This window comes from Polymorphospora sp. NPDC051019, from assembly GCF_040683055.1.
GTDB lineage: Bacteria > Actinomycetota > Actinomycetes > Mycobacteriales > Micromonosporaceae > Polymorphospora > Polymorphospora lycopeni.
This window is the reverse complement of record NZ_JBFBCH010000009.1, coordinates 124,135-146,431: the sequence shown is the minus strand read 5'-3', so window position 1 is coordinate 146,431 and position 22,297 is coordinate 124,135. Positions and strand designations below refer to the sequence as shown.

19 protein-coding genes are annotated in these 22,297 nt (G+C 72.7%); 13 read left to right on the top strand and 6 right to left on the bottom strand.

The features are described 5' to 3' along the window. Positions 1 to 16 precede the first annotated feature (16 nt). Entirely contained in the window at positions 17 to 2,395 is a 2,379-nt protein-coding gene (locus AB0M79_RS18210; protein ID WP_364214933.1) for a DEAD/DEAH box helicase, read from the bottom strand. 207 nt (positions 2,396 to 2,602) lie between these two features. On the opposite strand from AB0M79_RS18210, the gene AB0M79_RS18205 reads away from it, so the two are divergent. The 6 genes from AB0M79_RS18205 (at position 2,603) to topA (ending at position 10,581) form a co-directional block, all read left to right on the top strand. After that, complete coding sequence (locus AB0M79_RS18205) at positions 2,603 to 2,995, top strand: STAS domain-containing protein (protein ID WP_364214638.1); 393 nt, start codon at positions 2,603 to 2,605, stop codon at positions 2,993 to 2,995. Then, positions 2,992 to 3,429, top strand: coding sequence for an ATP-binding protein (locus AB0M79_RS18200; protein ID WP_357538193.1), 438 nt, complete (start codon positions 2,992 to 2,994; stop codon positions 3,427 to 3,429). Before AB0M79_RS18205 ends, AB0M79_RS18200 begins: the two co-directional genes overlap by 4 nt. A gap of 264 nt (positions 3,430 to 3,693) precedes the next feature. Continuing rightward, positions 3,694 to 6,087 (top strand): sodium-translocating pyrophosphatase, encoded by a 2,394-nt coding sequence (locus AB0M79_RS18195; RefSeq protein ID WP_364214634.1) that lies wholly within the window; start codon positions 3,694 to 3,696, stop codon positions 6,085 to 6,087. Positions 6,088 to 6,221: 134 nt separating this feature from the next. After that, positions 6,222 to 6,764 (top strand): hypothetical protein, encoded by a 543-nt coding sequence (locus tag AB0M79_RS18190; RefSeq protein WP_364214631.1) that lies wholly within the window; start codon positions 6,222 to 6,224, stop codon positions 6,762 to 6,764. Between the two features lie 17 nt (positions 6,765 to 6,781). Then, positions 6,782 to 7,384: a hypothetical protein gene (locus tag AB0M79_RS18185; protein WP_364214628.1), complete on the top strand. Its 603-nt coding sequence runs from the start codon at positions 6,782 to 6,784 to the stop codon at positions 7,382 to 7,384. Positions 7,385 to 7,737: 353 nt separating this feature from the next. Continuing rightward, on the top strand, positions 7,738 to 10,581 hold the full coding sequence (gene topA, locus AB0M79_RS18180; RefSeq protein ID WP_364214625.1) for a type I DNA topoisomerase: 2,844 nt from the start codon (positions 7,738 to 7,740) through the stop codon (positions 10,579 to 10,581). A 10-nt stretch (positions 10,582 to 10,591) separates the two neighbouring features. Here the strand turns inward: topA and AB0M79_RS18175 are convergent, their stop codons facing one another. Further along, entirely contained in the window at positions 10,592 to 11,920 is a 1,329-nt protein-coding gene (locus tag AB0M79_RS18175) for a D-arabinono-1,4-lactone oxidase (protein WP_364214622.1), read from the bottom strand. A 154-nt stretch (positions 11,921 to 12,074) separates the two neighbouring features. Here AB0M79_RS18175 and AB0M79_RS18170 point away from each other — a divergent pair, with 154 nt between their 5' ends. After that, on the top strand, positions 12,075 to 12,713 hold the full coding sequence (locus AB0M79_RS18170) for a TetR family transcriptional regulator (protein ID WP_357538204.1): 639 nt from the start codon (positions 12,075 to 12,077) through the stop codon (positions 12,711 to 12,713). Between the two features lie 36 nt (positions 12,714 to 12,749). Here the strand turns inward: AB0M79_RS18170 and AB0M79_RS18165 are convergent, their stop codons facing one another. Further along, a complete protein-coding gene (locus AB0M79_RS18165) occupies positions 12,750 to 13,955 on the bottom strand; it encodes an amino acid deaminase/aldolase (protein WP_364214619.1) in 1,206 nt (401 codons plus the stop codon). A 331-nt stretch (positions 13,956 to 14,286) separates the two neighbouring features. Here AB0M79_RS18165 and tmk point away from each other — a divergent pair, with 331 nt between their 5' ends. The 5 genes from tmk (at position 14,287) to AB0M79_RS18140 (ending at position 19,013) form a co-directional block, all read left to right on the top strand. Continuing rightward, on the top strand, positions 14,287 to 16,371 hold the full coding sequence (gene tmk / locus AB0M79_RS18160; RefSeq protein WP_364214930.1) for a dTMP kinase: 2,085 nt from the start codon (positions 14,287 to 14,289) through the stop codon (positions 16,369 to 16,371). Then, positions 16,368 to 17,594: a DNA polymerase III subunit delta' gene (locus AB0M79_RS18155; protein WP_364214616.1), complete on the top strand. Its 1,227-nt coding sequence runs from the start codon at positions 16,368 to 16,370 to the stop codon at positions 17,592 to 17,594. Before tmk ends, AB0M79_RS18155 begins: the two co-directional genes overlap by 4 nt. Positions 17,595 to 17,709: 115 nt before the next feature. Further along, complete coding sequence (locus AB0M79_RS18150) at positions 17,710 to 18,036, top strand: YbaB/EbfC family nucleoid-associated protein (protein ID WP_364214613.1); 327 nt, start codon at positions 17,710 to 17,712, stop codon at positions 18,034 to 18,036. Continuing rightward, on the top strand, positions 18,037 to 18,342 hold the full coding sequence (locus AB0M79_RS18145; RefSeq protein WP_364214610.1) for a hypothetical protein: 306 nt from the start codon (positions 18,037 to 18,039) through the stop codon (positions 18,340 to 18,342). After that, positions 18,342 to 19,013: a hypothetical protein gene (locus AB0M79_RS18140; protein ID WP_364214607.1), complete on the top strand. Its 672-nt coding sequence runs from the start codon at positions 18,342 to 18,344 to the stop codon at positions 19,011 to 19,013. Before AB0M79_RS18145 ends, AB0M79_RS18140 begins: the two co-directional genes overlap by 1 nt. A 30-nt stretch (positions 19,014 to 19,043) precedes the next feature. On the opposite strand, the gene AB0M79_RS18135 is transcribed toward AB0M79_RS18140, so the two are convergent. The 3 genes from AB0M79_RS18135 to AB0M79_RS18125 all read right to left on the bottom strand — a co-directional run bounded on the left by AB0M79_RS18135 (position 19,044) and on the right by AB0M79_RS18125 (position 21,236). Beyond that, a complete protein-coding gene (locus AB0M79_RS18135; protein WP_364214604.1) occupies positions 19,044 to 19,286 on the bottom strand; it encodes a type II toxin-antitoxin system RelE/ParE family toxin in 243 nt (80 codons plus the stop codon). After that, positions 19,283 to 19,579 carry a type II toxin-antitoxin system Phd/YefM family antitoxin gene (locus AB0M79_RS18130; protein ID WP_364214601.1) on the bottom strand — a complete coding sequence of 99 codons (297 nt, stop codon included), beginning with the start codon at positions 19,577 to 19,579 and terminating at the stop codon, positions 19,283 to 19,285. The genes AB0M79_RS18135 and AB0M79_RS18130 overlap by 4 nt, the downstream gene beginning before the upstream one ends. A gap of 175 nt (positions 19,580 to 19,754) precedes the next feature. Further along, positions 19,755 to 21,236, bottom strand: a complete 1,482-nt coding sequence (locus tag AB0M79_RS18125; protein ID WP_364214598.1) for a hypothetical protein — start codon at positions 21,234 to 21,236, stop codon at positions 19,755 to 19,757. A 208-nt stretch (positions 21,237 to 21,444) separates the two neighbouring features. Here AB0M79_RS18125 and ricT point away from each other — a divergent pair, with 208 nt between their 5' ends. After that, a complete protein-coding gene (gene ricT / locus AB0M79_RS18120; RefSeq protein WP_364214595.1) occupies positions 21,445 to 22,293 on the top strand; it encodes a regulatory iron-sulfur-containing complex subunit RicT in 849 nt (282 codons plus the stop codon). Positions 22,294 to 22,297: the final 4 nt, after the last annotated feature.

Here is a 22,297-nt window from a genome sequence, read left to right as displayed (position 1 = left end):
GCGGCGGCCCGATGGTCTACTCCGGAAGGTGCGCCAGCACCACGTCGAGGGCCTTCACCGCCTCGGCCTTCGCCAGCGGGTTGTTGCCGTTGCCGCACTTCGGCGACTGGACGCACGACGGGCAGCCGGTCTCGCAGCGGCATCCGGCGATCGCGTCCCGGGTCGCCCGCAGCCACGAGGCCGCCGTCCCGTACGCCCGCTCGGCGAACCCGGCACCGCCCGGGTGTCCGTCGTAGACGAACACGGTCGGAGCCTCGGTGTCGGCGTGCGCCGCGGTCGACAACCCGCCGATGTCCCACCGGTCGCAGGTGGCCACCAGCGGAAGCAGGCCGATGGCGGCGTGCTCGGCGGCGTGCAGCGCACCCGGTATGTCGGCCACGTCGACACCGGCCGCCGCCAGGGCCGGCGGGGAGAGGGTGAACCACACCGCGACGGTCCGCAGTTCGCGGGTCGGCAGATCCAGCGGGCGGGTGTCGATGACCTCGCCCGAGCCGATGCGCCGGCGCTGGTACGACACGACCTGGCTGGTCACGTCGACCTCGCCGAGGAACAGCCCGACCGGTCCGGCGTCCACGTAGGACCGGACCGAGACCACGGAGAGGGAGGTGACGTCGCGGGCATGGGTGGACCAGTCGGGCTCCTCGGCGTGCACCAGCGCGCAGGCGTCGTCGAGGTCGAGTTCGTCGACGACGTACGACACGCCCTGGTGCAGATAGACCGCTCCGGGGTGGACCAGGAAGTGCGCCGACGCCGGGTCGACGGTGCCGAGCAGCCGTCCGGTCGCCGACTCGACCACGCACAGCGGTGCGCCCCCGGTGCCGCGCAGGTCGACTTCGGGCCGCCCGCTGTGCCGCCAGTACCAGCCCGTGGGCCGCTGCCGCAGGGCGCCGGCCTCGACGAGCGCCGCCACCGCGTCGTTCGCGCCGGGGCCGAAGAGTTCCAGGTCGGCCGGTGTCAACGGGGCCTCGACCGCGGCGCAGCAGAGCTGCGGGCCGAGGACGTACGGGTTGGACGGGTCCAGCACGGTCGACTCGACCGGGCGGCCGAACACCGCCTCGGGGTGGTGCACCAGGTAGGTGTCGAGCGGGTCGTCACGGGCGACCAGCACGGCCAGCGCCTCACCACCGGCCCGCCCGGCCCGCCCGGCCTGCTGCCACAGCGAGGCCCTGGTGCCCGGATAGCCGCAGATCAGCACGGCGTCGAGGCCGATCAGGTCGACGCCCAGCTCCAGCGCGTTCGTCGAGGCCAGGCCGAGCAGTTCGCCGTCGAGCAGGGCGCGTTCCAGCGACCGCCGCTCTTCCTTGAGATAGCCGGCCCGGTAGGCCGCCACCCTGTCGCCGAGGCCCGGGACCGCCTCGTCGAGCGATCGCCGCGCCATCGTCGCCACCACTTCGGCGCCCTTGCGCGAGCGGACGAAGGCCAGCGTGCGTACCCCGGCGGCGACCGCGTCGGCGAGCAGGTCGGCCGTCTCCCGCAGCGCCGACCGGCGTACGGCGTCCGGGGCTGGTTCGTCGCCGTCGGCGGGCCGCCCGTCTCCCTCCCGCAGGGCCGGCCGTCGGGTCGCCGGCACCACGACCGCGTCCCCGTCCGGCCGGTCGGCGGGCAGGAGTGGCGGTTCCCACAGCGCGAAGGTCACCCCGCCACGGGGCGAGGTGTCCTCGACGACGGCCTCGACGGGCAGGCCGATGAGCCGCCCCGCCGCCGCGGCCGGATCGCCCGAGGTCGCCGACGCCAGCACGAAGATCGGGGTACGTCCGTACCGGGCGACCTGGCGGCGCAGCCGGCGCAGCACGTGTGCGACGTGCGAGCCGAAGACGCCGCGGTAGGTGTGGCACTCGTCGACGACGACGAACGCCAGCCGGCGCAGGAAGCCGGCCCAGCGGGCGTGGCCGGGCAGGATGCTGTGGTGCAGCATGTCCGGGTTGGTCAGCACGAACCGGGAGTGCTGCCGGATCCACTCCCGTTCGGTGCGCGGCGTGTCGCCGTCGTACGCCGCCGGGCGTACCCCGGGAAGGGCCAGGCCGTCGACGGCGCGCAACTGGTCGGCGGCCAGCGCCTTGGTCGGTGCGAGGTAGAGCACGGTGGCTCGCGGGTCGGCGAGCAGCCGGGACAGGGCCGGCAGCTGGTAGGCCAGTGACTTACCCGACGCGGTGCCGGTGGCGACGACGACGTGGCGGCCGTCGTACGCGAGTTCGGCCGCCCGCGCCTGGTGCTGCCAGGGTGCGGCGACGCCCCGCCGGGTGAGGGTGTCCCGCAGTTCCTCCGGCACCCACCGGGGCCATTCGGCGGTGACGCCGGCCCGGGCCGGCATCCGCTCGACGTGGGTGACGGCGGAGTCCCCGGTGCCGCTGTCGGCCCGCGGTCGCAGGTGCCGCAGCAGGTCGGGCGGCGTCACGGCGGCCGTGACCGGCGGCCGATCCGGGCCGCCCGCCGCGGATAGTGTGGCTGCGGAGGTCACGCCCTGCACTCTCGCACTGGTGTGCGGATATGGGAAATGGTCGCGCGGGGTATATGGCGCGACGGCACCGGGTTGAACCTCGTGCGGACCCGTCCGCCCACCCGATGGTTAGATGCCAGGAGCGTTCCTGGCGGAGGAGGATCCATGGACAGGCCGATGGACAGTGAGGGGCAGTCCAGAGATGCGATGTCGCTCACGACCCGCACCGTCGACGGGCACACGGTGCTGGAGGTCGGCGGCGAGGTCGATCTTGTCTCCGGCACCCGGCTGCGGGAGCGGTTCCTCCAGCTGATCGACGGCGGGTCACGCAGCATCGTGGTCGACCTGGGTGGGGTGACGTTCATCGACTCCACCGGGTTGGGGGTGCTGCTCGGCGGCCTGAAGCGGCTGCGTGCCGTCGGGGGCACGTTCAGCCTGGTCTGTGACAAGGAGCCGCTGCTCAAGATCTTCCGGATCACCGCCCTCGACCAGGTCTTCCCGATCTTCGCCACTGCGGAGGAGGCCCTCAGCGCCGGTCAGGCCGGTCCGGCGGCGTGATGTCGACGGTTCGACTCTCGTTCTCGCCGGCCCCGGTGCACGTGCGGACCGCGCGGCTGGTCGGTGTGGCCGTCGCCCGTCGGGCCGGGGTGGCCGAGGAACTGCTCGACGAGGTACGTCTCGCGATCGGCGAGGCGTGCACCCGGGCGGTCGCCCTGCACCGCCAGTACGGGCTGCCCGACCTGGTGTTGATGGAGATGTCCGACGACGTCTCCTACACCGTGCGGGTGATCGACCGGGCGCCGATCGAGGCTGGGCTGGGGCTGGCCGCGTTACCGCCGGACGAACTCGCCGACGAGTCGCTGACCGACGAGGCGCTCACCGTCGGAGTGGGATTCGCCCTGCTGGCGGGCTTTGTCGAGGACCTTCAGGTGCGTCCGGTCGACGAAGGGATCGGCACCGAGGTCCGGATGGTGTGGCCGGTGGGGCGGTAACGCGGGACCCTCCGGCCGTCCGCCTCGGAAGCCGAAGCCGATGGCGCCGCTTCTCGCAACCGGTACTACAGCGAAAAACATCACCGTGTCACAGTGGGTGGACGGTGTGACCTCCACCACGGTCTGCCGCTACAGTACCCGGGGTTATCAGCAACAGCCTGGCCCGCAGCCCGCGATGCCGGGTGAGTCGATGCTCCACGCGTGGAGTCGCCGGGCCGGTTCGTCCGCCGGGTCGGCGCGAGCGTTCGGTACAGGAGGACATAGATGTCCGGGACCTTGGCCGCCGAGGGCGGCGGGTTGTCCCTTACCGGCGAGAATCTCTCGTACGTAATTGTCGCCGCGGTAATCGCGTTGGTGGCGCTCGGCTTTGCCGGTGCGCTCGTCAAGGCGGTTCTGGCGACCGGTAGGGGCACCACCAACATGCAGGAGATCGCTGGGGCCGTCCAGGAGGGCGCCTCGGCATACCTGTTCCGCCAGTTCAAAACCCTCGGCATTTTCGTCGTCATCGCCGTGGTGCTGCTTTTCCTGCTGCCGGTGCACGGCGCGGGCGACAACGAGACCCTGGTGAAGATCGGCCGGTCGGCCTTCTTCGTCGTCGGTGCGGCGTTCAGCGCCTTCATCGGTGGGGCCGGTATGGCGCTGGCGACCCGGGCCAACCTGCGGGTGGCCGCGGCGGCGCGGGAGAGCAGCGGTGGCCGCGAGGCGGCCATGCAGATCGCGTTCCGCACCGGCGGTGTGGTCGGCTTCCTCACCGTCGGCCTGGGCCTGCTCGGTGCCGCGGTGGTCGTGCTGATCTTCAAGGCCGACGCGGCGACCGTGCTGGAGGGCTTCGGCTTCGGTGCCGCGCTGCTGGCCATGTTCATGCGGGTCGGCGGCGGCATCTTCACCAAGGCGGCCGACGTCGGCGCCGACCTGGTGGGCAAGGTCGAGCAGGGCATCCCCGAGGACGACGCGCGTAACCCGGCGACGATCGCCGACAACGTGGGCGACAACGTCGGCGACTGCGCCGGCATGGCCGCCGACCTGTTCGAGTCGTACGCGGTGACCCTGGTCGCCGCGCTGATCCTGGGCCGGGCCGCGTTCGGCGAGCAGGGGCTGGTGTTCCCGCTCATCGTGTCCACCGTCGGTGTGATCATCGCGATCATCGGCGTCTTCATCACCCGCCTGCGGGCGTCCGACCGCAACGGGATGGTGGCGATCAACCGGGCGTTCTACGCCTCGGCGGTGCTGTCGGCGGTGCTGGTCGCGATCGTGTCGTGGCTCTACCTCCCGTCGACCTGGCCGGCGCTGCTCGGCGACGACTGGCGGTCGGTGCTGGACCTCGACGCCGACGAGAGCCTTCCGTTGAGCCCGCCGCTGGTGGCCATCGGGGCGGTCGTCATCGGCATCGTGCTGGCGGCGGCGATCCAGGCGCTCACCGGCTACTTCACCGAGACGCACCGGCGTCCGGTGCAGGACATCGGCAAGAGCTCGCTGACCGGGCCGGCGACCGTCGTGCTGGCCGGCATCAGCGTCGGGCTGGAGTCGGCCGTCTACTCGGCGCTGCTGGTCGGCGCCGGCGTCTACGGCGCGTTCCTGCTCGGCGGCGGCTCGCTGACCCTGTCGCTCTTCGCGGTGGCGCTGGCCGGCACCGGCCTGCTGACCACCGTCGGCGTCATCGTGGCGATGGACACCTTCGGCCCGATCTCCGACAACGCGCAGGGGATCGCGGAGATGTCCGGCGACATCGACGAGCAGGGGGCCCGTACGCTCACCGAACTCGACGCGGTGGGCAACACGACGAAGGCCATCACGAAGGGCATCGCGATCGCGACGGCCGTGCTGGCGGCGACCGCGCTCTTCGGCTCCTACACCAGCAGCGTGCGGACGGCGTTGGACTTCCCGACCCAGGAGGAGTTGGACGCCTTCGTCTCCGACCTGCTCAACGTGGCCAACCCGGGCAACCTGGTCGGGCTGATCGTCGGCGCGGCCGTGGTCTTCCTCTTCTCCGGGCTGGCCATCAACGCGGTGTCCCGGTCGGCGGGCGCGGTGGTCATGGAGGTCCGCCGGCAGTTCCGCGAGTTCCCCGGCATCATGGACCGCACCCAGCGTCCGGAGTACGGGCGGGTCGTCGACATCTGCACGCGGGACGCCCAGCGTGAGCTGCTGACCCCCGGTCTGTTGGCGATCATGGCGCCCATCGCGGTCGGCTTCGGTCTCGGTGCCGGCGCGTTGGCGGCCTACCTGGCCGGCGCGATCGGTGCCGGCGTGCTGATGGCGGTGTTCCTGGCCAACTCCGGTGGCGCCTGGGACAACGCGAAGAAGCTGGTCGAGGACGGTGCGTACGGCGGCAAGGGTTCGGAGTCGCACTCCGCGACGGTCATCGGCGACACCGTGGGTGACCCGTTCAAGGACACCGCCGGCCCGGCGATCAACCCGCTGATCAAGGTGATGAACCTGGTCTCGCTGCTGATCGCCCCGGCGGTCGTGACTCTCAGCATCGGTGACGACGCCAACCACCCGGCGCGGATCGCCATCGCCGCGGTCGCCGTGCTGGTCATCGTGGCGGCCGTGGTGTTCAGCAAGCGCAAGCCGATCGCCATCGGCGACAACCCGGGTGGGCCGGGCAGCACCGGTGACGGTGCTCCGGACCAGGAGCCGGAGACGGTCACCGCCTGAACGGATCGACGGTTGCGGGACCCCTTGCCGGATGCCGGCAGGGGGTCCTGTCGTCTCGCCCGGACGGCACCCGGTCGTCGTCCGGCCGTGATCACACTGCTCCTGGCTGGCCGTCAGGCCGTACGCTGCTTCGCATGCGTAGGTCCCGGGCGACGACCGTCGGTGTCTTCACGGCGGTGGTGGCCGCGTTCGCGGTCCTGGCCGGCTGCTCCTCCGCTCCGGCGCCCAGGGCCTGGGCGGCCGCCGTCTGCGACGCGCTCGGCCCGTGGCGAACGGAGATCCACAACCTCACCAGCCGCACCCAGCAGCAGATGACCGCGATGACCACGCCGGCACAGGCCAAAGAGAACCTGGTACGCCTGCTCGGCGGCGCCGAGCAGGCGAGCGAGACCGCCCGGTCCAAGGTCGAGCAGGCCGGGGTGCCCGACGTGGAGCAGGGCGAGGTGGTCGCCCGGGGCTTCGTCACGTCGCTCACCGCGGTTCGCGACGCCTACGGCCGGGCCAGGACGACGATCGACGCACTGGCCACCACCGGGGCGCCGGAGACCTTCTACGCCGGTGTCCGGGCCGCCGTCGACGTGCTCAACAAGGAGTACGACGAGAGTGCGCTGGACACCAGCAGGCTCAACTCCGAGGAGCTGACGCGGGCCTTCGACGAGGTCCCGGAGTGTCGCTGACGCCTCCTCCCGCGGGGATGCCGGGGTCGTCGGACCCGGTTCGGCAGCTCTCGCTGTTCGGGGTGGAGGCGGCGGAGCCGTCGCCGGCCGACCTGGCCGGCCTGCTGGCCGGGCCGGGTGAGGTGGTGCGGATGGGTGGCACGGCGCGGGTGTCGGTCGCCGTCGACGCGGCCTGGCGGGTGCACGTGCTGGTCGCCGAGTTCGCGGCTTGTGGGTTGGCGGCGACCTGGGAGCCGGCGCCGGACGACCGGCTCGTCGTGCGTACGTCGTACGCGACGACTCTCGCTCCGCTCGGGCGGGCCTGGCTGCGGGGTGCGGTGAAGCAGCCGCCGGGTGGCCTGCATCTCAACGGGCGGCGGCTGCGGCTGTGGGTCGCGGCGGCCGGCGCGGTCGAGCCGACCGGGTTCGTGCTGCGTCTGGGTGCCGGTGACGAGGGCTGCTGGGAGCCGGTGGGAGGTGCGCTGGCGGCGGTCGGCCTGCCGGCGGCCCTGATCGGTGGCGGGGGCGGCGGTCCGGCATACCGGATCACCGGGCGTCGGCGCCTGCGCCGGCTGGCGGAGATGGTCGGTGACCGCCCGCCAGCCGCCCCGGTGGCCGAGTGGCCCGACCCAACTGTCTAATTCACGACAGTAGATGGTTGTTGCGGGTCGGGGTGCGGTTGCGCGGGATTCGCAGTCATCTGCCCTGATCGTGGGCGGTCCTCGAACACCAACCGCATCCGTACGGTGGCTTTCCGTAGCCTGGTGAGATCGGCCTATCTCCGGTGCGGTGGGCGCCGTCACGTTGTTCATAGGTGTACGGTGTCGCCGTCCGTCGGATGAGCCACGGGCGGCGCTCCACACCCGGTCAGGGACGGTTTGTGAGGGAGGTTTGACCGCCCGCGCGGCCTCGGGCCGGAACGCGGGTTACGTTGGACGTCTGCCTGCACGGCGGGTCAGCCGGGCGGCACACGAGGTCGAGGTCAGGGAGAGACGTGCCGAGTAACGACAGGAGCAACCGTCTGGTCATCGTCGAGTCCCCGGCGAAGGCCAAGACGATCTCGGGCTACCTGGGCCCGGGGTATGTCGTCGAGGCCAGCCTGGGCCACGTCCGTGACCTGCCCCGCAACGCCGCCGACGTGCCCGCAAGGTTCAAGAAGGAGCCGTGGGCGCGGCTCGGCGTCGACGTCGACAACGGCTTCACCGCGCTCTACGTCGTCTCCGCCGACCGGCGCCAGCAGATCGCGAAGCTGACCAAGCTGGCCAAGGAGGTCGACGAGGTCTTCCTCGCCACCGATGAGGACCGCGAGGGCGAGGCGATCGCCTGGCACCTGGTCGAGACCCTCAAGCCCAAGGTGCCGGTCAAGCGGATGGTCTTCCACGAGATCACCAAGCCGGCCATCCAGGCGGCCGTGGCCAACCCGAGGGAGATCGACCGCCACCTGGTCGACGCCCAGGAGGCCCGCCGGATCCTTGACCGGCTGTACGGATACGAGGTCTCCCCGGTCCTGTGGAAGAAGGTCATGCCGCGGCTGTCGGCCGGCCGGGTGCAGTCCGTGGCGACCCGGATCGTGGTCGAGCGGGAGCGCCAGCGGATGGCGTTCCGCAGCGCGGAATACTGGGACATCCTGGCCACCCTGGCGGTCGACGCGAAGGACGTCGGTGAGGGCCCGCGCACCTTCCACGCCACCCTCGTCGCTCTCGGCGGCGACCGGATCGCCACCGGCAAGGACTTCGAGCCGACCACCGGCCGGGTCAAGCCCGGCGCGTCCGTGGTGCACCTCGACGGCGACGGCGCCCGCGGGCTGGCCGCCCGCCTCGACGGCCGCCCGTTCACCGTCACCCGGGTCGAGGAGAAGCCCTACCGGCGCCGGCCGTACGCGCCGTTCATCACCTCCACCCTCCAGCAGGAGGCGGCCCGCAAGCTGAGGTTCTCGTCACAGCAGACGATGCGTACGGCGCAGCGGCTCTACGAGAACGGCTACATCACCTACATGCGTACCGACTCGGTCAACCTGTCGGAGACCGCGATCGCCGCGGCCCGCCGGCAGATCACCGAGCTGTACGGCGCCGGCAGCGTCCCGCCGGAGCCGCGCCGCTACACGGGCAAGGTCAAGAACGCCCAGGAGGCGCACGAGGCGATCCGCCCGGCCGGCGACAACTTCCGCACCCCGGGTGAGGTGGCGAACGAACTGTCGACCGAGGAGCGAAAGCTCTACGAGCTGATCTGGCGGCGGACGATCGCCTCGCAGATGACCGACGCGGTCGGCATGTCGGTGTCGGTGCGGATCCGCGCGGTGTCGACGGCCGGCGAGGAGGCCGACTTCGGCGCCACCGGCAAGACGATCACCGAGCCGGGCTTCCTGAAGGCATACGTCGAGTCAAGCGACGACGAGAGCGCCGAGGCCGAGGACGCCGAGCGCCGGCTGCCGAAGCTGGCCAAGGACCAGCCGCTCACCGCCGACGAACTGGCCCCGACCGGGCACCACACCTCGCCGCCGTCGCGCTACACCGAGGCGTCGCTGGTCAAGTCGCTGGAGGAGCTGGGCATCGGCCGGCCCTCGACATACGCGTCGATCATGCAGACGATCCAGGACCGCGGCTACGTCTTCAAGCGCGGCCAGGCACTGATCCCGTCGTTCCTGGCGTTCGCCGTGGTCGGGTTGCTGGAGCGGCACTACCCGCGGCTGGTCGACTACAACTTCACCGCGGCGATGGAGAACCAGCTCGACGAGATCGCCGGCGGCGACTCGGCGGCGGTCGACTTCCTCACCTCGTTCTACTTCGGCAGCGAGGTGGCCGGCGACGACTCGATCGCCCGGGCCGGCGGCCTGAAGCGGCTGGTCACCGAGAACCTCAGCGAGATCGACGCGCGCAGCGTCAACTCGATCCCGCTGTTCCGCGACGACGAGGGCCGCGACGTCGTGGTCCGGGTCGGCCGCTACGGGCCGTACCTGCAGCGGGCGTTGCCGGGTGCGGAGGCGGCGCCGGTCGTCGAGGGCGAGGGCGGCGAGGGGCCGACCGGTGACCGGGCGTCCATCCCCGAGGGGGTGGCACCGGACGAGCTGACCCCGGAGAAGGTCAACGAACTGTTCCTCGGCGGGGGCGGCGAGCGGAAGCTGGGCGAGCACCCCGACACCGGTGAGCCGATCGTGCTCAAGTCCGGCCGGTTCGGGCCGTACGTCGCCAGCGGGGACCGCAAGGCCTCGCTGTTCAAGACACAGTCGCCGGACGCGCTGACGCTCGACGAAGCGCTGCGCCTGCTGAGCCTGCCCCGGCTCGTCGGGGCAGACCCGGAGGGGGCGGAGGTGTTCGCCGCGTCCGGTCGCTACGGCCCGTACGTCAAGCGCGGCGACGACTACCGGTCGCTGGACTCCGAAGACAAGATCTTCACGGTCAGCCTCGACGAGGCGCTGGCCCTGCTGGCCGCGCCGAAGACCCGGCAGCGCCGGGCGGCCGCCCCGCCGTTGCGGGAAATGGGCGTCGACCCGCTGACCGACAAGCCGCTGGTCATCAAGGACGGCCGGTTCGGCCCTTACGTGACCGATGGCGAGACCAACGCCTCGCTGCGCCGGGGGCAGACGCCGGAGGCGCTGACCATCGAGCAGGCGTCGGAGATGCTGTCGGAGAAGCGGGCGAAGGGGCCGGCGCCGAAGAAGGCCACGGCGAAGAAGACGGCCGCGAAGAAGGCGGCGGCCGACGGCGGCACGCCGGCGAAGAAGGCGGCACCGCGCAAGGCGGCAAAGAAGACGGCGGCGAAGAAGGCGACGGCAAAGGCGGCACCGGCCAAGAAGGCGGCGCCGAAGAAGGCGGCCGCCGGGCAGCCGGCGGCGGAGTGACCGGGCGCCGTCAGGCGCCCAGCACCCGTGCCGTGTAGTCGTTGGCGAAGATGCGGCGCGGGTCGAGCCGGTCGCGTACGGCCAGGAAGTCGTCGAAGCGGGGATACGCCGGCCGCAGCGACGCGGCGTCGCGGTAGTGCAGTTTGCCCCAGTGCGGCCGACCGCCGAGTGCCTGCGCGACCTGTTCGAAGGCCCGGAAGTACGGCTCGTACGGCATGCCGACGTACTGGTGCACGGCGACGTACGCCGACTCGCGTCCGTAGCCGTGCGACAGCCAGATGTCGTCGGCGGCGGTGAACCGCACCTCCACCGGGAAGAGCACCTTGAACGGCAGCCCGTCGACGATCTTCCGGAGGGCGGCCAGGGCCTCGGGCAGGGCGGCGCGGGGCAGGCCGTACTCCATCTCGGTGAACCGGACCCGGCGCGGGGTGCAGAAGACCCGGTCGGAGCGGGCGGTGTAGGTGCGGGCGGTCAGCGCCCGGGCCGAGACGGAGCTGAGCGTCGGCGCGAGGTGGGGCACGGCACGGCCGAGCCGGCAGACGCCGGCGAACACGGTGTTGGACAGGAACTCGTCGTCGAGCCAGCCGCGCAGCCGGGGCAGCGGCTGGTCGTCGGCGGGCACCCGGTTGTTCGTCTTGACCTGGACCCGGTCGGTGTACGGGAACCAGTACATCTCGAAGTGGTCGTTGCCGGCGACGTACGTCTCGAGTTCGGCGAGTACGGCCGGCAGCGGGGCGGGCCGTTCGTGGGCCCGGAGCACGAACGCGTCGGCGCAGCGCAGGGTGACCTCGACCAGCACCCCGACGGCGCCGAGGCCGACCCGGGCGGCGGCGAAGACTTCCGGGTTCTCCGCCGTAGAGCAGCGCAGCACCGCGCCGGTGCCGGTGACCAGGGTCAGCGCCTCGACGAAGGTGGACAGGCAGCCGTAGCCGGCGCCGGTGCCGTGGGTGCCGGTGGCCAGCGCGCCGGCTATCGTCTGTTCGTCGATGTCGCCGAGGTTGGGCATGGCGAGCCCGTGCTCGGCGAGCAGTTCGTTGAGCGCCCGCAGTCGGGTGCCGGCCCGTACGGTGACCAGCCGGGCCGACCGGTCGACCCCGACCAGGCCGGCGAGCCGGGTGAGGTCGATGCGGTGTGCGTCGGTGCGGGCGATGTCGGTGAACGAGTGTCCGGAGCCCACCGGCTTGATCCGCTGGCCGGCGACGGCGGCGGCATTGACGGCGGCGACTACATCATCGACGCTGCCCGGTATGAGTACCGAGGCGGCGGTGGCGTGCTGGTTGCCGGCCCAGTTCGACCAGGTGTTGCCGGTCGTGGACCCCGTTGTGGCGGTGCCTCGCATGGGACCCTCCGGAGTCCGCACAGAGAACGTGAGTAGCCTTCATATCAGGCCCACTGATATGAGTAAACACCGTCGATGCGGGTCGTTCGTTGATCCTGGTGACGTTCTCATCCGGAACGACCGACGACCGATCTTTGAAAGGGAGTGGCGACGAGTGGCGACATCTACCGTCACCGCCGGACCCCTGCGCCGGGTGCCGGTGCAGGGACGCAGCGTGGCCCGGGTCCAGCGGATGCTCGACGCCTGCGCCGTCCTGGTCGACGAGGTCGGCTACGACGGCCTGACCACGACCCTGCTCGCCGAGCGGGCCGGGGTCGCGATCGGGTCGGTCTACCAGTTCTTCCCCGACAAGCGGGCCATCGTGCAGGCGCTGACCCTGCGCAACATGGAGGCGTACCTCCAGCGGCTGTCCGCCAGATTCGGCCAGGGCGACCTCGAGAACTGGTGGGACGGCGTCGACGCCGGCATCGACGAATACATCTCGATGCACCGGTCGCTGCCCGGCTTCCGTACCCTGCACTTCGGCGACATCGTCGACGTGCACCTGCTCGACGACGAGCGCGACAACAACGCGGTCATCGCCGAGGAGTTGGCCCGGGTGCTGGTCGAGCAGTTCGGGGTGGCCGACGAGCCGCGTCTGCGCTTCGCGCTGGAGATCGCGGTCGAGTCCGCCGACGCCCTGATCAAGCTGGCGTTCCGGCGCGACCCCGAGGGCGACGACGAGGTGCTCGGCGAGGCCAAGGCACTGATCCGGGAATACCTGCACCGGCACGTCGACGTCAGCACCACCTGACCGGCCGGCGGGCCGTGCCGCCCGCCCGGCCACCCGCTAGAGGAACGCCTGGTCCTCGCCCCGGTAGGTCGGCACCGTGTCCACGATCCGGTCGCCGTCGACCAGGTGCAGCTCGCGTACGTGCTCACTCAGCTCACCGGCTTTGGCGTGGCGGAACCACACCCGGTCGCCCACCCGCAGCGAGTCGGCGGCCGCCCCGGTCAGCGGGGTCTGCACCTCGCCCGCCCCCTCGGTGCCGGTCAGCCGCAGCCCGGCCGGCAGCCACGGTGTCGGCAGCCGGCTCGCCTCGGCCGGCCCGGACGCGATCCAGCCGCCGCCGAGCACGGTCGCCACCCGTGGCGCCGGGCGGCGTACGACCGGCAGGGCGAAGAACGCGGCGGGCGCCGGCCGCCACGCCCGGTAGGCGTCGAACAGCGTGGGCCCGAAGAGGCCGGAGCCGGCGGCGACCTCGGTGACCGAGCTGTCGGCGCCGGTCGCGGCGACGCTGCCGGTGCCACCGCCGTTGACGAACTCCAGGTCGGCGTGGTCGCGTACCGCCGCCACCGCGGCGGCCCGGCGCCGCACCAGTTCCCGGTACGACCGGCGCTGCACCGCCCGGATCGCCGTACCGCGCAGGGCCTGCCCCGGCGGCATGTCGCCCAGCCCGGCGATCTGCGCCTCGTACGCCATCAGCCCGACCAGCCGGAACCCGGGGCGGGCGGTGATCAGCGCGGCGAGCGTGCCGGCCGCCGCGGGCGTGTGCACCGGCGAACGGCGTACCCCCAGGTGCAGCCGCCCACCGAGCGGCCGCCAGGAGGCGTCGAGTTCGAGGCAGACCCGGATCTCCGGCCGGCGGGCCGGGGGAGCGGCGGCGTCGACCGCGTCGAGTTGCTCGACACTGTCGACGGTGATCGTGACGGCGGCGGCGAGGTCGGCGTCGGCGGCCAGTTCGGCGAGCGCCTGCCGGTCCGCGCTCGGGTACGCCACCAGCACGTCCCTGGTGACGCCGGTGCGGACCAGCCAGATCGCCTCCGCCACCGTGTACGCCATCACCGTCTGCCAGCCGGGCGTGGCCAGCGCGCGGCTGAGCAGGGCCCGGCTGCGTACGGACTTGCTGGCCACCCGTAGCGGCTTGCCGGCCTGCCGGGCGAGCGTGGCGGCGTTGGCGTCGAAGGCCGATAGGTCGATCACCGCGATCGGCGGGTCGAGGTGCGCGGTCGCCCGGTCGAGCCGGTCGCGCAGCAGGTCACGTTCGGTGGGCACGACAGCACGCTAGCGGGCCGCCGATCAATGCGAAATACCTTCGTGTATTAATCATCGTCGCGCCGCTTCGGCCGGCCGATCAGGGGAATGTCGGGGACCGGCCTGATGGGCCCCGCCGTTAGAGTGTCATCCGGGGGAGCCCAGCGATGGGCCGGCACGCGGAGGTACGGCCATCGACACGCAGGCGAGCGGCTCGGCAGACGGCGATCAGACCGGAGACGACAGGTCGGCATCCACCGGGAAGGCGAAGTCCTCGGCCGGGATGGAGATGTCCGGTCTGCCGGCGTTACGGTCCGTGCTGCGGATTCGCCCGTTCCGCCGGCTCTGGGCCGTGCTGGGGGTCGCCTCCCTGGGCGACTGGCTCGGCCTGCTCGCCACCTCGGTCTTCGCCGCCACCCAGGTCGAGAGCGACGCCGCCAAGGGCCTCGCGTTCGGCGGCGTCATCGCCGTACGCCTGCTGCCGGCCCTCGTCCTCGGCCCGATCGCCGGCATCCTCGCCGACCGCTTCGACCGCCGCTACACGATGGTCATCTGTGACCTGCTGCGGTTCGTGCTGTTCGCCTCCATCCCGCTGGTGGCGCTCCTGGGCGCGAGCGGCGGCGTCACCGTCACCTGGGCGGCCGTCGCCACCTTCCTGATCGAGGCGGTCACGCTGATCTGGATCCCGGCCAAGGAGGCCGCGGTCCCCAACCTGATCCCGCGGGCCCGGCTGGAGGTCTCCAACCAGCTCACCCTGATCACCACGTACGGCATCACCCCGGTCCTGGCCGCCGCCGTCCTGGCCGCCCTCGACCGGACGGTCCGGGGCATCTCCTCCGGCGAGCCGCCGGCCTGGGTCGAACCCGCACAGCTGGCCCTCTACTTCAACTCGCTGTCCCGGCTCGCCACCGCGCTCGTCGTCTTCTTCGGCATCAAGGAGATCAGCGGTCGGGGCGGCCGGCCGGACGGCCCCGGCCAGAGCGTGATGAAGCAGTTCGTCGAGGGCTGGCGGTTCATCGGCAAGACCCCGCTGGTCCGCGGCCTCGTCCTCGGCATCTTCGGCGCCTTCGCCGGCGGCGGCATCGTCATCGGCACCGCCCGCTTCTTCACCAACTCGCTCAGCGCCGGTGACGCCGCCTTCTACCTGCTCTTCGGCTCGATCTTCGTCGGCCTGGCGATCGGCATCGGCCTCGGCCCGATGGTCATCCGGGAGCTGTCCCGGCGCCGCTGGTTCGGCATGAGCATCGTGCTCGCCAGCGCCTCGGTGCTCCTGCTCGCCGCGGCGATCCACCTGTCGATGGCCATCCTCGGCGCGATCCTGGTCGGCGCCGGCGCCGGCATGGCGTTCCTGGCCGGGACCACCCTGCTCGGCGGCGAGATCGCCGACGAGGTCCGGGGGCGCGTCTTCGCCGTCGTGCAGACCGGTACCCGGATCGTGCTGATGCTCGCCATCTCGCTCAGCAGCCTGCTCGTCGGGGTCGGCGGCTCCCGCGAGCTGCGGATCGCCGATCTCGGGATCTCGATCTCGTCGACCCGCCTGCTCCTGCTCGCCGCCGGTGTCTTCGGCATCTTCGCCGGCATCAGCGCCTTCCGGCAGATGGACGACAAGCCCGGGGTGCCGGTGCTGCCCGACCTGTGGGGTTCGGTCCGGGGGCGGCCGCTGTCGGTCGGCGAGTCGTTCGCCCGCAGCGGCCTGTTCGTCGTCTTCGAGGGCGGCGAGGGCGCCGGCAAGTCGACCCAGGTCAACCGGCTGGCCGCCGCCGTGGGCGAGCAGGGGCACGAGGTCGTGGTGACCCGGGAACCCGGTGCCACCGACATCGGCGTGCGCATCCGTACCCTGCTGCTCTCCGACGGGAGCGGCCCGTCGGCCCCCTCGCCCCGCGCCGAGGCGCTGCTCTACGCCGCCGACCGGGCCCACCACGTCGCCACCGTCGTACGGCCCGCCCTCGCCCGGGGCGCCGTCGTCGTCAGCGACCGGTACGTCGACTCGTCACTGGCCTACCAGGGGGCCGGCCGTACCCTGCCGGTCGACGAGGTCTCCTGGCTGTCGTCGTGGGCGACCGGCGGGCTCAAGCCCGACCTGGTCGTCCTGCTCGACGTCGACCCGGCGGTGGGGCTGGCCCGGGCCGCCGGGCGGGGCACGGCCGCCGACCGCCTGGAGAGCGAGTCGGTCGCCTTCCACGAGCGGGTCCGGTACGCCTTCCTCGACCTGGCCGCCGCCGACCCGAAGCGCTACCTGGTGCTCGACGCCGCCCTGCCGGCCGACGACATCGCCCGGGCGGTCGCCGCCCGGGTCACCGAACTGCTCGCCGGTCACGGGACCGATCCCGGCGACCGGACCCGCGCGGACGGCGAGGCCGAGCCCGCCCGGCCGCCGAAGCCGCCCCAGGACGATCGGATGTCGATGGCGGACAACGCGGTGGAGGCGGGCCGATGAGCCTCGGCGTGTTCGCCGAACTCGTCGGCCAGGACGAGGCCGTCGAAACCCTGCGCCGGGCCGCCGCCGACGCGGCCGGCATCGTCCGGGCCGCCCACGAGGACGGTGCCGACGGAAACGGCGCGGCCGGCCCGGGCACCGGCGCGATGACCCATGCCTGGATCTTCACCGGGCCGCCCGGTTCGGGCCGCACAGTCGCCGCCCGGGCCTTCGCCGCCGCCCTCGAATGCGTCCACGGCACCGGCTGCGGCGACTGCACCGGCTGCCACACCACGCTCGCCGGCACCCACGCCGACGTACGGTTCGTGGTGCCCGAGGGGCTGTCGATCGGTGTCGGCGAGATGCGTGCCCTGGTGCTGCGCGCCGCGAGCACCCCGGCCGGCGGACGCTGGCAGGTGGTCGTCGTCACCGACGCCGACCGGCTCACCGAAGCGGCCGGCAACGCCCTGCTCAAAGCGGTCGAGGAGCCGCCACCACGGACGGTGTTCCTGCTCTGCACGCCGTCCACCCACCCCGACGACATCTCCGTCACCATCCGCTCCCGGTGCCGGCTGGTCCCGCTGCGCCAGCCTCCCGCCGAAGCGGTCGCCGCGGTCCTCGGGGCCCGCGACGGGATCGACGCCGAGGTCGCGCGGTGGGCCGCCGCGGCGGCCCAGGGCGACGTGGGCCGGGCCCGGCTGCTGGCCCGCGACCCGGAGGCCCGCAAGCGCCGCGACGCCGTGCTCGCCGTACCCCGCCGGCTCAGCAGCGTCGGCGCCTGCTTCGACGCCGCCTCGGCACTCATCGAGGCCACCGAGGCCGAGGCGGCCGCCTCGGTCGCCGAGTCCGACGCCGCCGAACGGGCCGCACTGGAGACCGCACTCGGTGCCGGTGGCACCGGCCGGGGCGCCGCCGGCGCGGCCCGTGGCTCCGCCGGACAGATCAAGGAACTCGAACGCCGGCAGAAGTCGCGGGCCACCCGGGCCCAGCGCGACGCCCTCGACCGGGCCCTGGTCGACCTGGCCGGTTTCTACCGCGACGTGCTCACCACCCTGCTGCGCGCCCCGGTCGCCCCGGTGCACACCGACACCGCACCGCTTGCCGAGGCGGCCGCCGAGAAGTGGACCCCGGAGAGCACGCTGCGCCGCCTGGAGGCGGTGCTCGCCTGCCGGGAGGCGATCGGGGCCAACGTGAAACCCCGCATCGCCGTCGAGGCGATGATGCTCGCCCTCTGGCGCGGCTGACCGTCCACCGGCCATCCCGGGCTCGACGGCCACGGGGTATCGCAACCGCAGCCCGACCGGTACGGTTCGGTGCCGTACCGCAACCGGAGCGGCACATCGGGTGAGGAGCCTGTGCATGGCGCGCGAGATCGACGAGGCATGGATCGAGGAGGCGGTCGAGCGGCACCGCCGCATCGAGTCACTCCGGGCCGAGTTCGACAAGGCGGTGCAGGGCGTCGAGGTGACCGTGCGCTCGCCCGACGGGCTGATCGAGGTCGTCGTCACCGCCGCTGGCGTCATCACCGACGTCCGCATCCCCGGCGCGCTCCACAACCGGGCCAACACCGAGGTCGCCCGCTCGATCCACGCGGCGGTCACCGCCGCGGCCGACGCCGCCCGCTGGGCTCGCGAGAAGCTGCACGCCGAGACGTTCACCGACTACCCGCCGCTCCGGAGGTCCTGAATGGACAGCCTGCGGCAGGCCGCCGACCGGTTCGACGCGGCGGCCGGCAACCTGACCGACGCGGCCCGCCGCATCGCCGTCACCGGAGCCGCCGGCGCCGACCTCGGCCCGCCCGGCCCCGGCCGGCTCGGCGACCTCACCCGTGACCTGCGCGACCAGTGGCTCGTCGCGGCCGGCGCCCGCTGCGAAGAGGCCACCACCGCCGCCACCCGCCTCGCCGAGGTCGCCGACACCCTGCGCCAACTCGCCGGCCACTACACGGACACCGACGACGCCGCCCGCCGGCGGCAGCCCGAGGAGACCTGATGGACGCGCTCGACCAGCTCGTCCGGGCCGGCGCCGGACTGCTCGTCCGGGTCGACGACATCCTCGCCCGATCCGGTGCCCCGGACGGCGACCCGGTCTGGCCACTGCTGCGCCGCCTACGGGCCCTGCCCGGCGAGGCGGTCCGCGCGGTCGCCGCGTTCGACCCGGCACCGCTGGCCACCGCCGGGTCCGCGCTGCACGACCTGCGCCCCGGCTACGCCCGCGGCCACGCCGCCGTCGCCCGCGGCGTCGACTGGACGGGCGGCGGTGCCGACAGCTTCGAGGCGCACCGTACGGCGCTCGCCACCCACCTGTCCGACGACCCGGACGGGCTGACCGGCCGGCTGGCGGCGACGGCGACGTACGCCGAAGCGGTCGCCGAATGGCTGGCGGGGAGCAGGGCCACGCTGGCCCGTACCCTGGCTACCGTGCTGACCTGCGCCGAAGCGGTCACCCTGACGGCGGCGGCTCCGGCCGGAGCCGGCCCGGACAGCGACGACGCGCTCGCCGCGGCGCGCGTCGGCACCGTCCTGCTCCAGGCCGTGGCCGACGTGTACGAAAGCGGCGAGGCCCTGCTCCGGCGGCACGCGTCCGGCCTGGCCGAAGTGCCCTACCGGGCCCCTGCGGACCCGCCGCCCGGCCACCACACCGACCTCCGCCTCCCGCTCTGACCGGACGGCGGGAACCGGTGCCACGGCGGATCAGTTGTAGACATCCTTGCGGTGCCCGACCGCGTGCACGGTGAGCGCGTCGCCGTCGATCCGGTAGACGATCCGGTAGTCACCCACCCGGAGCCGCCGGCCCGACCCGTCCCGCATGGCGGTCGAGTTCGGCGGTTGCGGGTCGGCGACGAGTTCGAGCATCGCGCCGAGCACGGTCAAGAAGACATTGCGTGGCTGCTTGTGGAGCCAGACGAGCACTTCGCGATCGACCTCGACCTTCATGCGGCTGCGCGCCCCCGGTCGGCGAGTAACGCCTGTACCTCTTCGGGGTCGACACCGAGCGACTCCAGAGCGGCGGCCAGCGGGACGAACTCGCCGTCCGCACGGGACCGGGCGATCGCCTCGGAGTCCTTCCGGTCCCGGAACGCTTCCAGTTCCTCCCACTCCTCAATGCCGATCAGGACGGCCACCGGCCGCTCGTACTTCGTGATGATCACCGGCTCTTGGTTGCGTTCGAGGCTTTCCAGGATGCGCCCCGCGCCGTCCCGGAATTCGCGCAGAGAAATGGTCGCCATACGATGAATGGTACCGTGCGGTACCGGCTGAGGTGCCAACTATTTGGCGGTCCGCGTACTGACCTCGAGTAAGCCCTTCGGGCCGCACCTCGAGTAAGCCCTTCGGGCCGCACCTCGAGTAAGCCCTTCGGGCCGCACACCGGGGACGTGTGCGGCCCGAAGGCGGGGGAAGGAATCAGGTCGTACGGCGCCGCCGGGTGGCGACCAGCAGACCGCCGCCACCGGCGAGCAGCAGCAGGCCGGCGCCCGCCACCACCCCGACGTTCACGCCGGTGACCGGCAGGCCGCCGCCACCACCGGCGTTCGGCGGGGGCGTGGACGGGCTCGGGCTGGCCGCCGGTACGGGGGCCACGGCCGCGGCCTGGAGCAGGCCGACCCCGACGTCGACGACGCTGCGCCGTTCGGTGTTCCCGTTCGTGTCCCGGCTCGGTGGGCCGCTCAGCACCTGCAGGCGCAGCGAGGCGGCGTTCGCGTGTACGGCCTGGTCGGTGATCCGCTGTTCGAGCTTGCCGACGGACAGGCGGACGAGCGCGAGGTCGCCGCCGAGCACGGGCAGCCGCTCCGGAATGCCACCGATGATCTCTCCGGCGGGGGGCAGGTCCGGCAGGCCGGGCAGCCCGGGTACGCCGGGCAGGGCGAGCGGTCCGGCGGCGGCGCCGGTGCGGGCCTGGTCGGGGTCGAGTTCCTTCAGCAGGCCGTCGAGCGGGTTGCTGCCGACCAGCGGCACGTCACCGGATTCGGCGGCCGCCCGTGCCCCGGGCAGTCCGAGGGTGCGGGCCGGCAGGGCCAGGTCGACGTACTCGCCGGGCGACTCGATCCGGGCCGAGGCGATGCCGGCGGCGGAGATCTCCAGGATCGGCGCGTCGTACTGCACGGTGGCGCTGTCCCGCGTACCGGCGGTGGTGACCCGCAGGGTAGGCGGCTTGATCACCTTGACCACGATCTCGGACGACGAGCCGGCGAAGAGCCGCACCTCGCTGACCCCGATCGAGGCGGCGCCGACCGAGCGGACCGCGCCGCCCTCTTCGGCCAGGCCGGTGGTGCTGGTGCTCGACAGGTTGTTCGGCACGCTGACCAGTGCCCGGCCGAACGGGCCGGGCAGCACCTTGGCGCTGGCGATGCTGGCCGACGACAGTGTCGTCTGGCCGACCTTCTTTCCGCAGGCCATCGCCTCGTCCCACTGGGCGTGGGCCTTGAGTTCGCCGACGCCGAGCGACAGCACGCCGAGGTCGGCCCGGGCCAGTGAGCGGGTGGCCGGCTCGGCGTTGGTCGGCGGGGCCTGCTGGTGCAGCGGCCGGGTCAGCGGGCCGAGCGGCAGGTCGATGCCGAGCAGGTCGGCTTCGAGCAGCCGGGCCGCGGCACCCGAGTTGACTTCGGCCTGGGCGTTGAGCCCGGAGTTGGCCGAGGCCAGCCGTACGTCGGCGACCGGGCCGAGCGGCAGGCCGAGCGGACGCAGGTCGAGCAGGCCGAGCTTGACCAGTTCGGCGCTGGCGAGAGCGCCGTACGCGGCGGGAGTGGCGCACACTGGGTCCGCGGCCGCGGGCGTAATCGCCAGGGCGGGGCTGACCAGGGCGCCGGCGAGACCGGCGACAGTGAGTCCGGCGAGGCGCCGGCTGCGCTTGGGCAGGGTGGTACGGGCGGACTGGGCGTCCGTCATCGACATCCTCCGGTGACCGGGAACCAGGGGCGACGGCATACGGCGGTATGCCGTCGGCACCGCGTCAGACGGTGTCTACTGATCGATCCCAACGACGGCCCCGCCCTCGGGTTGCGGACAAAAAGTAAGTCCCATTCATACGGTCAGCGCGGATCGTCCGAATGGTCAGTGTTCTCCGGTTGCCCGTGTCCGTCGTAGGGTGTGGTGCATGGGGATGCTCTGCGCCGTCAGCTTCAACCGATACGGGCGCCTCTACTACCTCGACCCCGGCGACCTGCACCCCGTCGTCGGTGACAAGGTGCTGGTCCCCACCGACGACGGCACCGAGGTCGCCGAGTGCGTCTGGGCCGCCCAGTGGGTCGACGAGGAGACCACCGGTTTTCCCAGGCTGGCCGGCATGGCCACCGAGAGCGACCTGCGCCGCGACGAGACGCAGCGCAAGCGGAAGGCCGAGGCCAAGGTCGCCGCGAAGCGGCTGATCCGCGAGCACGGGCTGCCGATGAAGGTGGTGGCGGTCGACCACACGCTCGACCAGGCCGGCGGCCCGTCGGCGGGTGGCGGCGCCCGCACCACGATCTACTTCACCGCGCCGCACCGGGTCGACTTCCGGTCCCTGGTCCGAGACCTCGGCGCCACCCTGCACTGCCGGGTGGAACTGCGGCAGCTCTCCGCCCGCGACTCGGCCCGGGTCCAGGGCGGCATCGGGTCCTGCGGGCGCGACCTGTGCTGCGCCACCTTCCTCAACGACTTCGAGCCGGTGACCATCCGGATGGCGAAGGACCAGGACCTGCCGCTCAACCCGCTGCGGATCTCCGGCGCCTGTGGCCGGCTGATGTGCTGCCTGAAGTACGAACACCCGCTCTACCAGCAGTTCCAGGCTTCCGCACCGTCGATCGGATCCCGGGTTTCGACGCCGGAGGGCGACGGGCGGGTGGTCGCGCACAGCGTCCCGCGCGACTCGGTCACGGTCCGGCTGGACGCCGACGGCTCGCGCTGCTCGTGCAGCCGCGCCTCGGTCTGCGGTCCTCGAAAGGCCCACGACGAGCACTACGGCTGAGCCA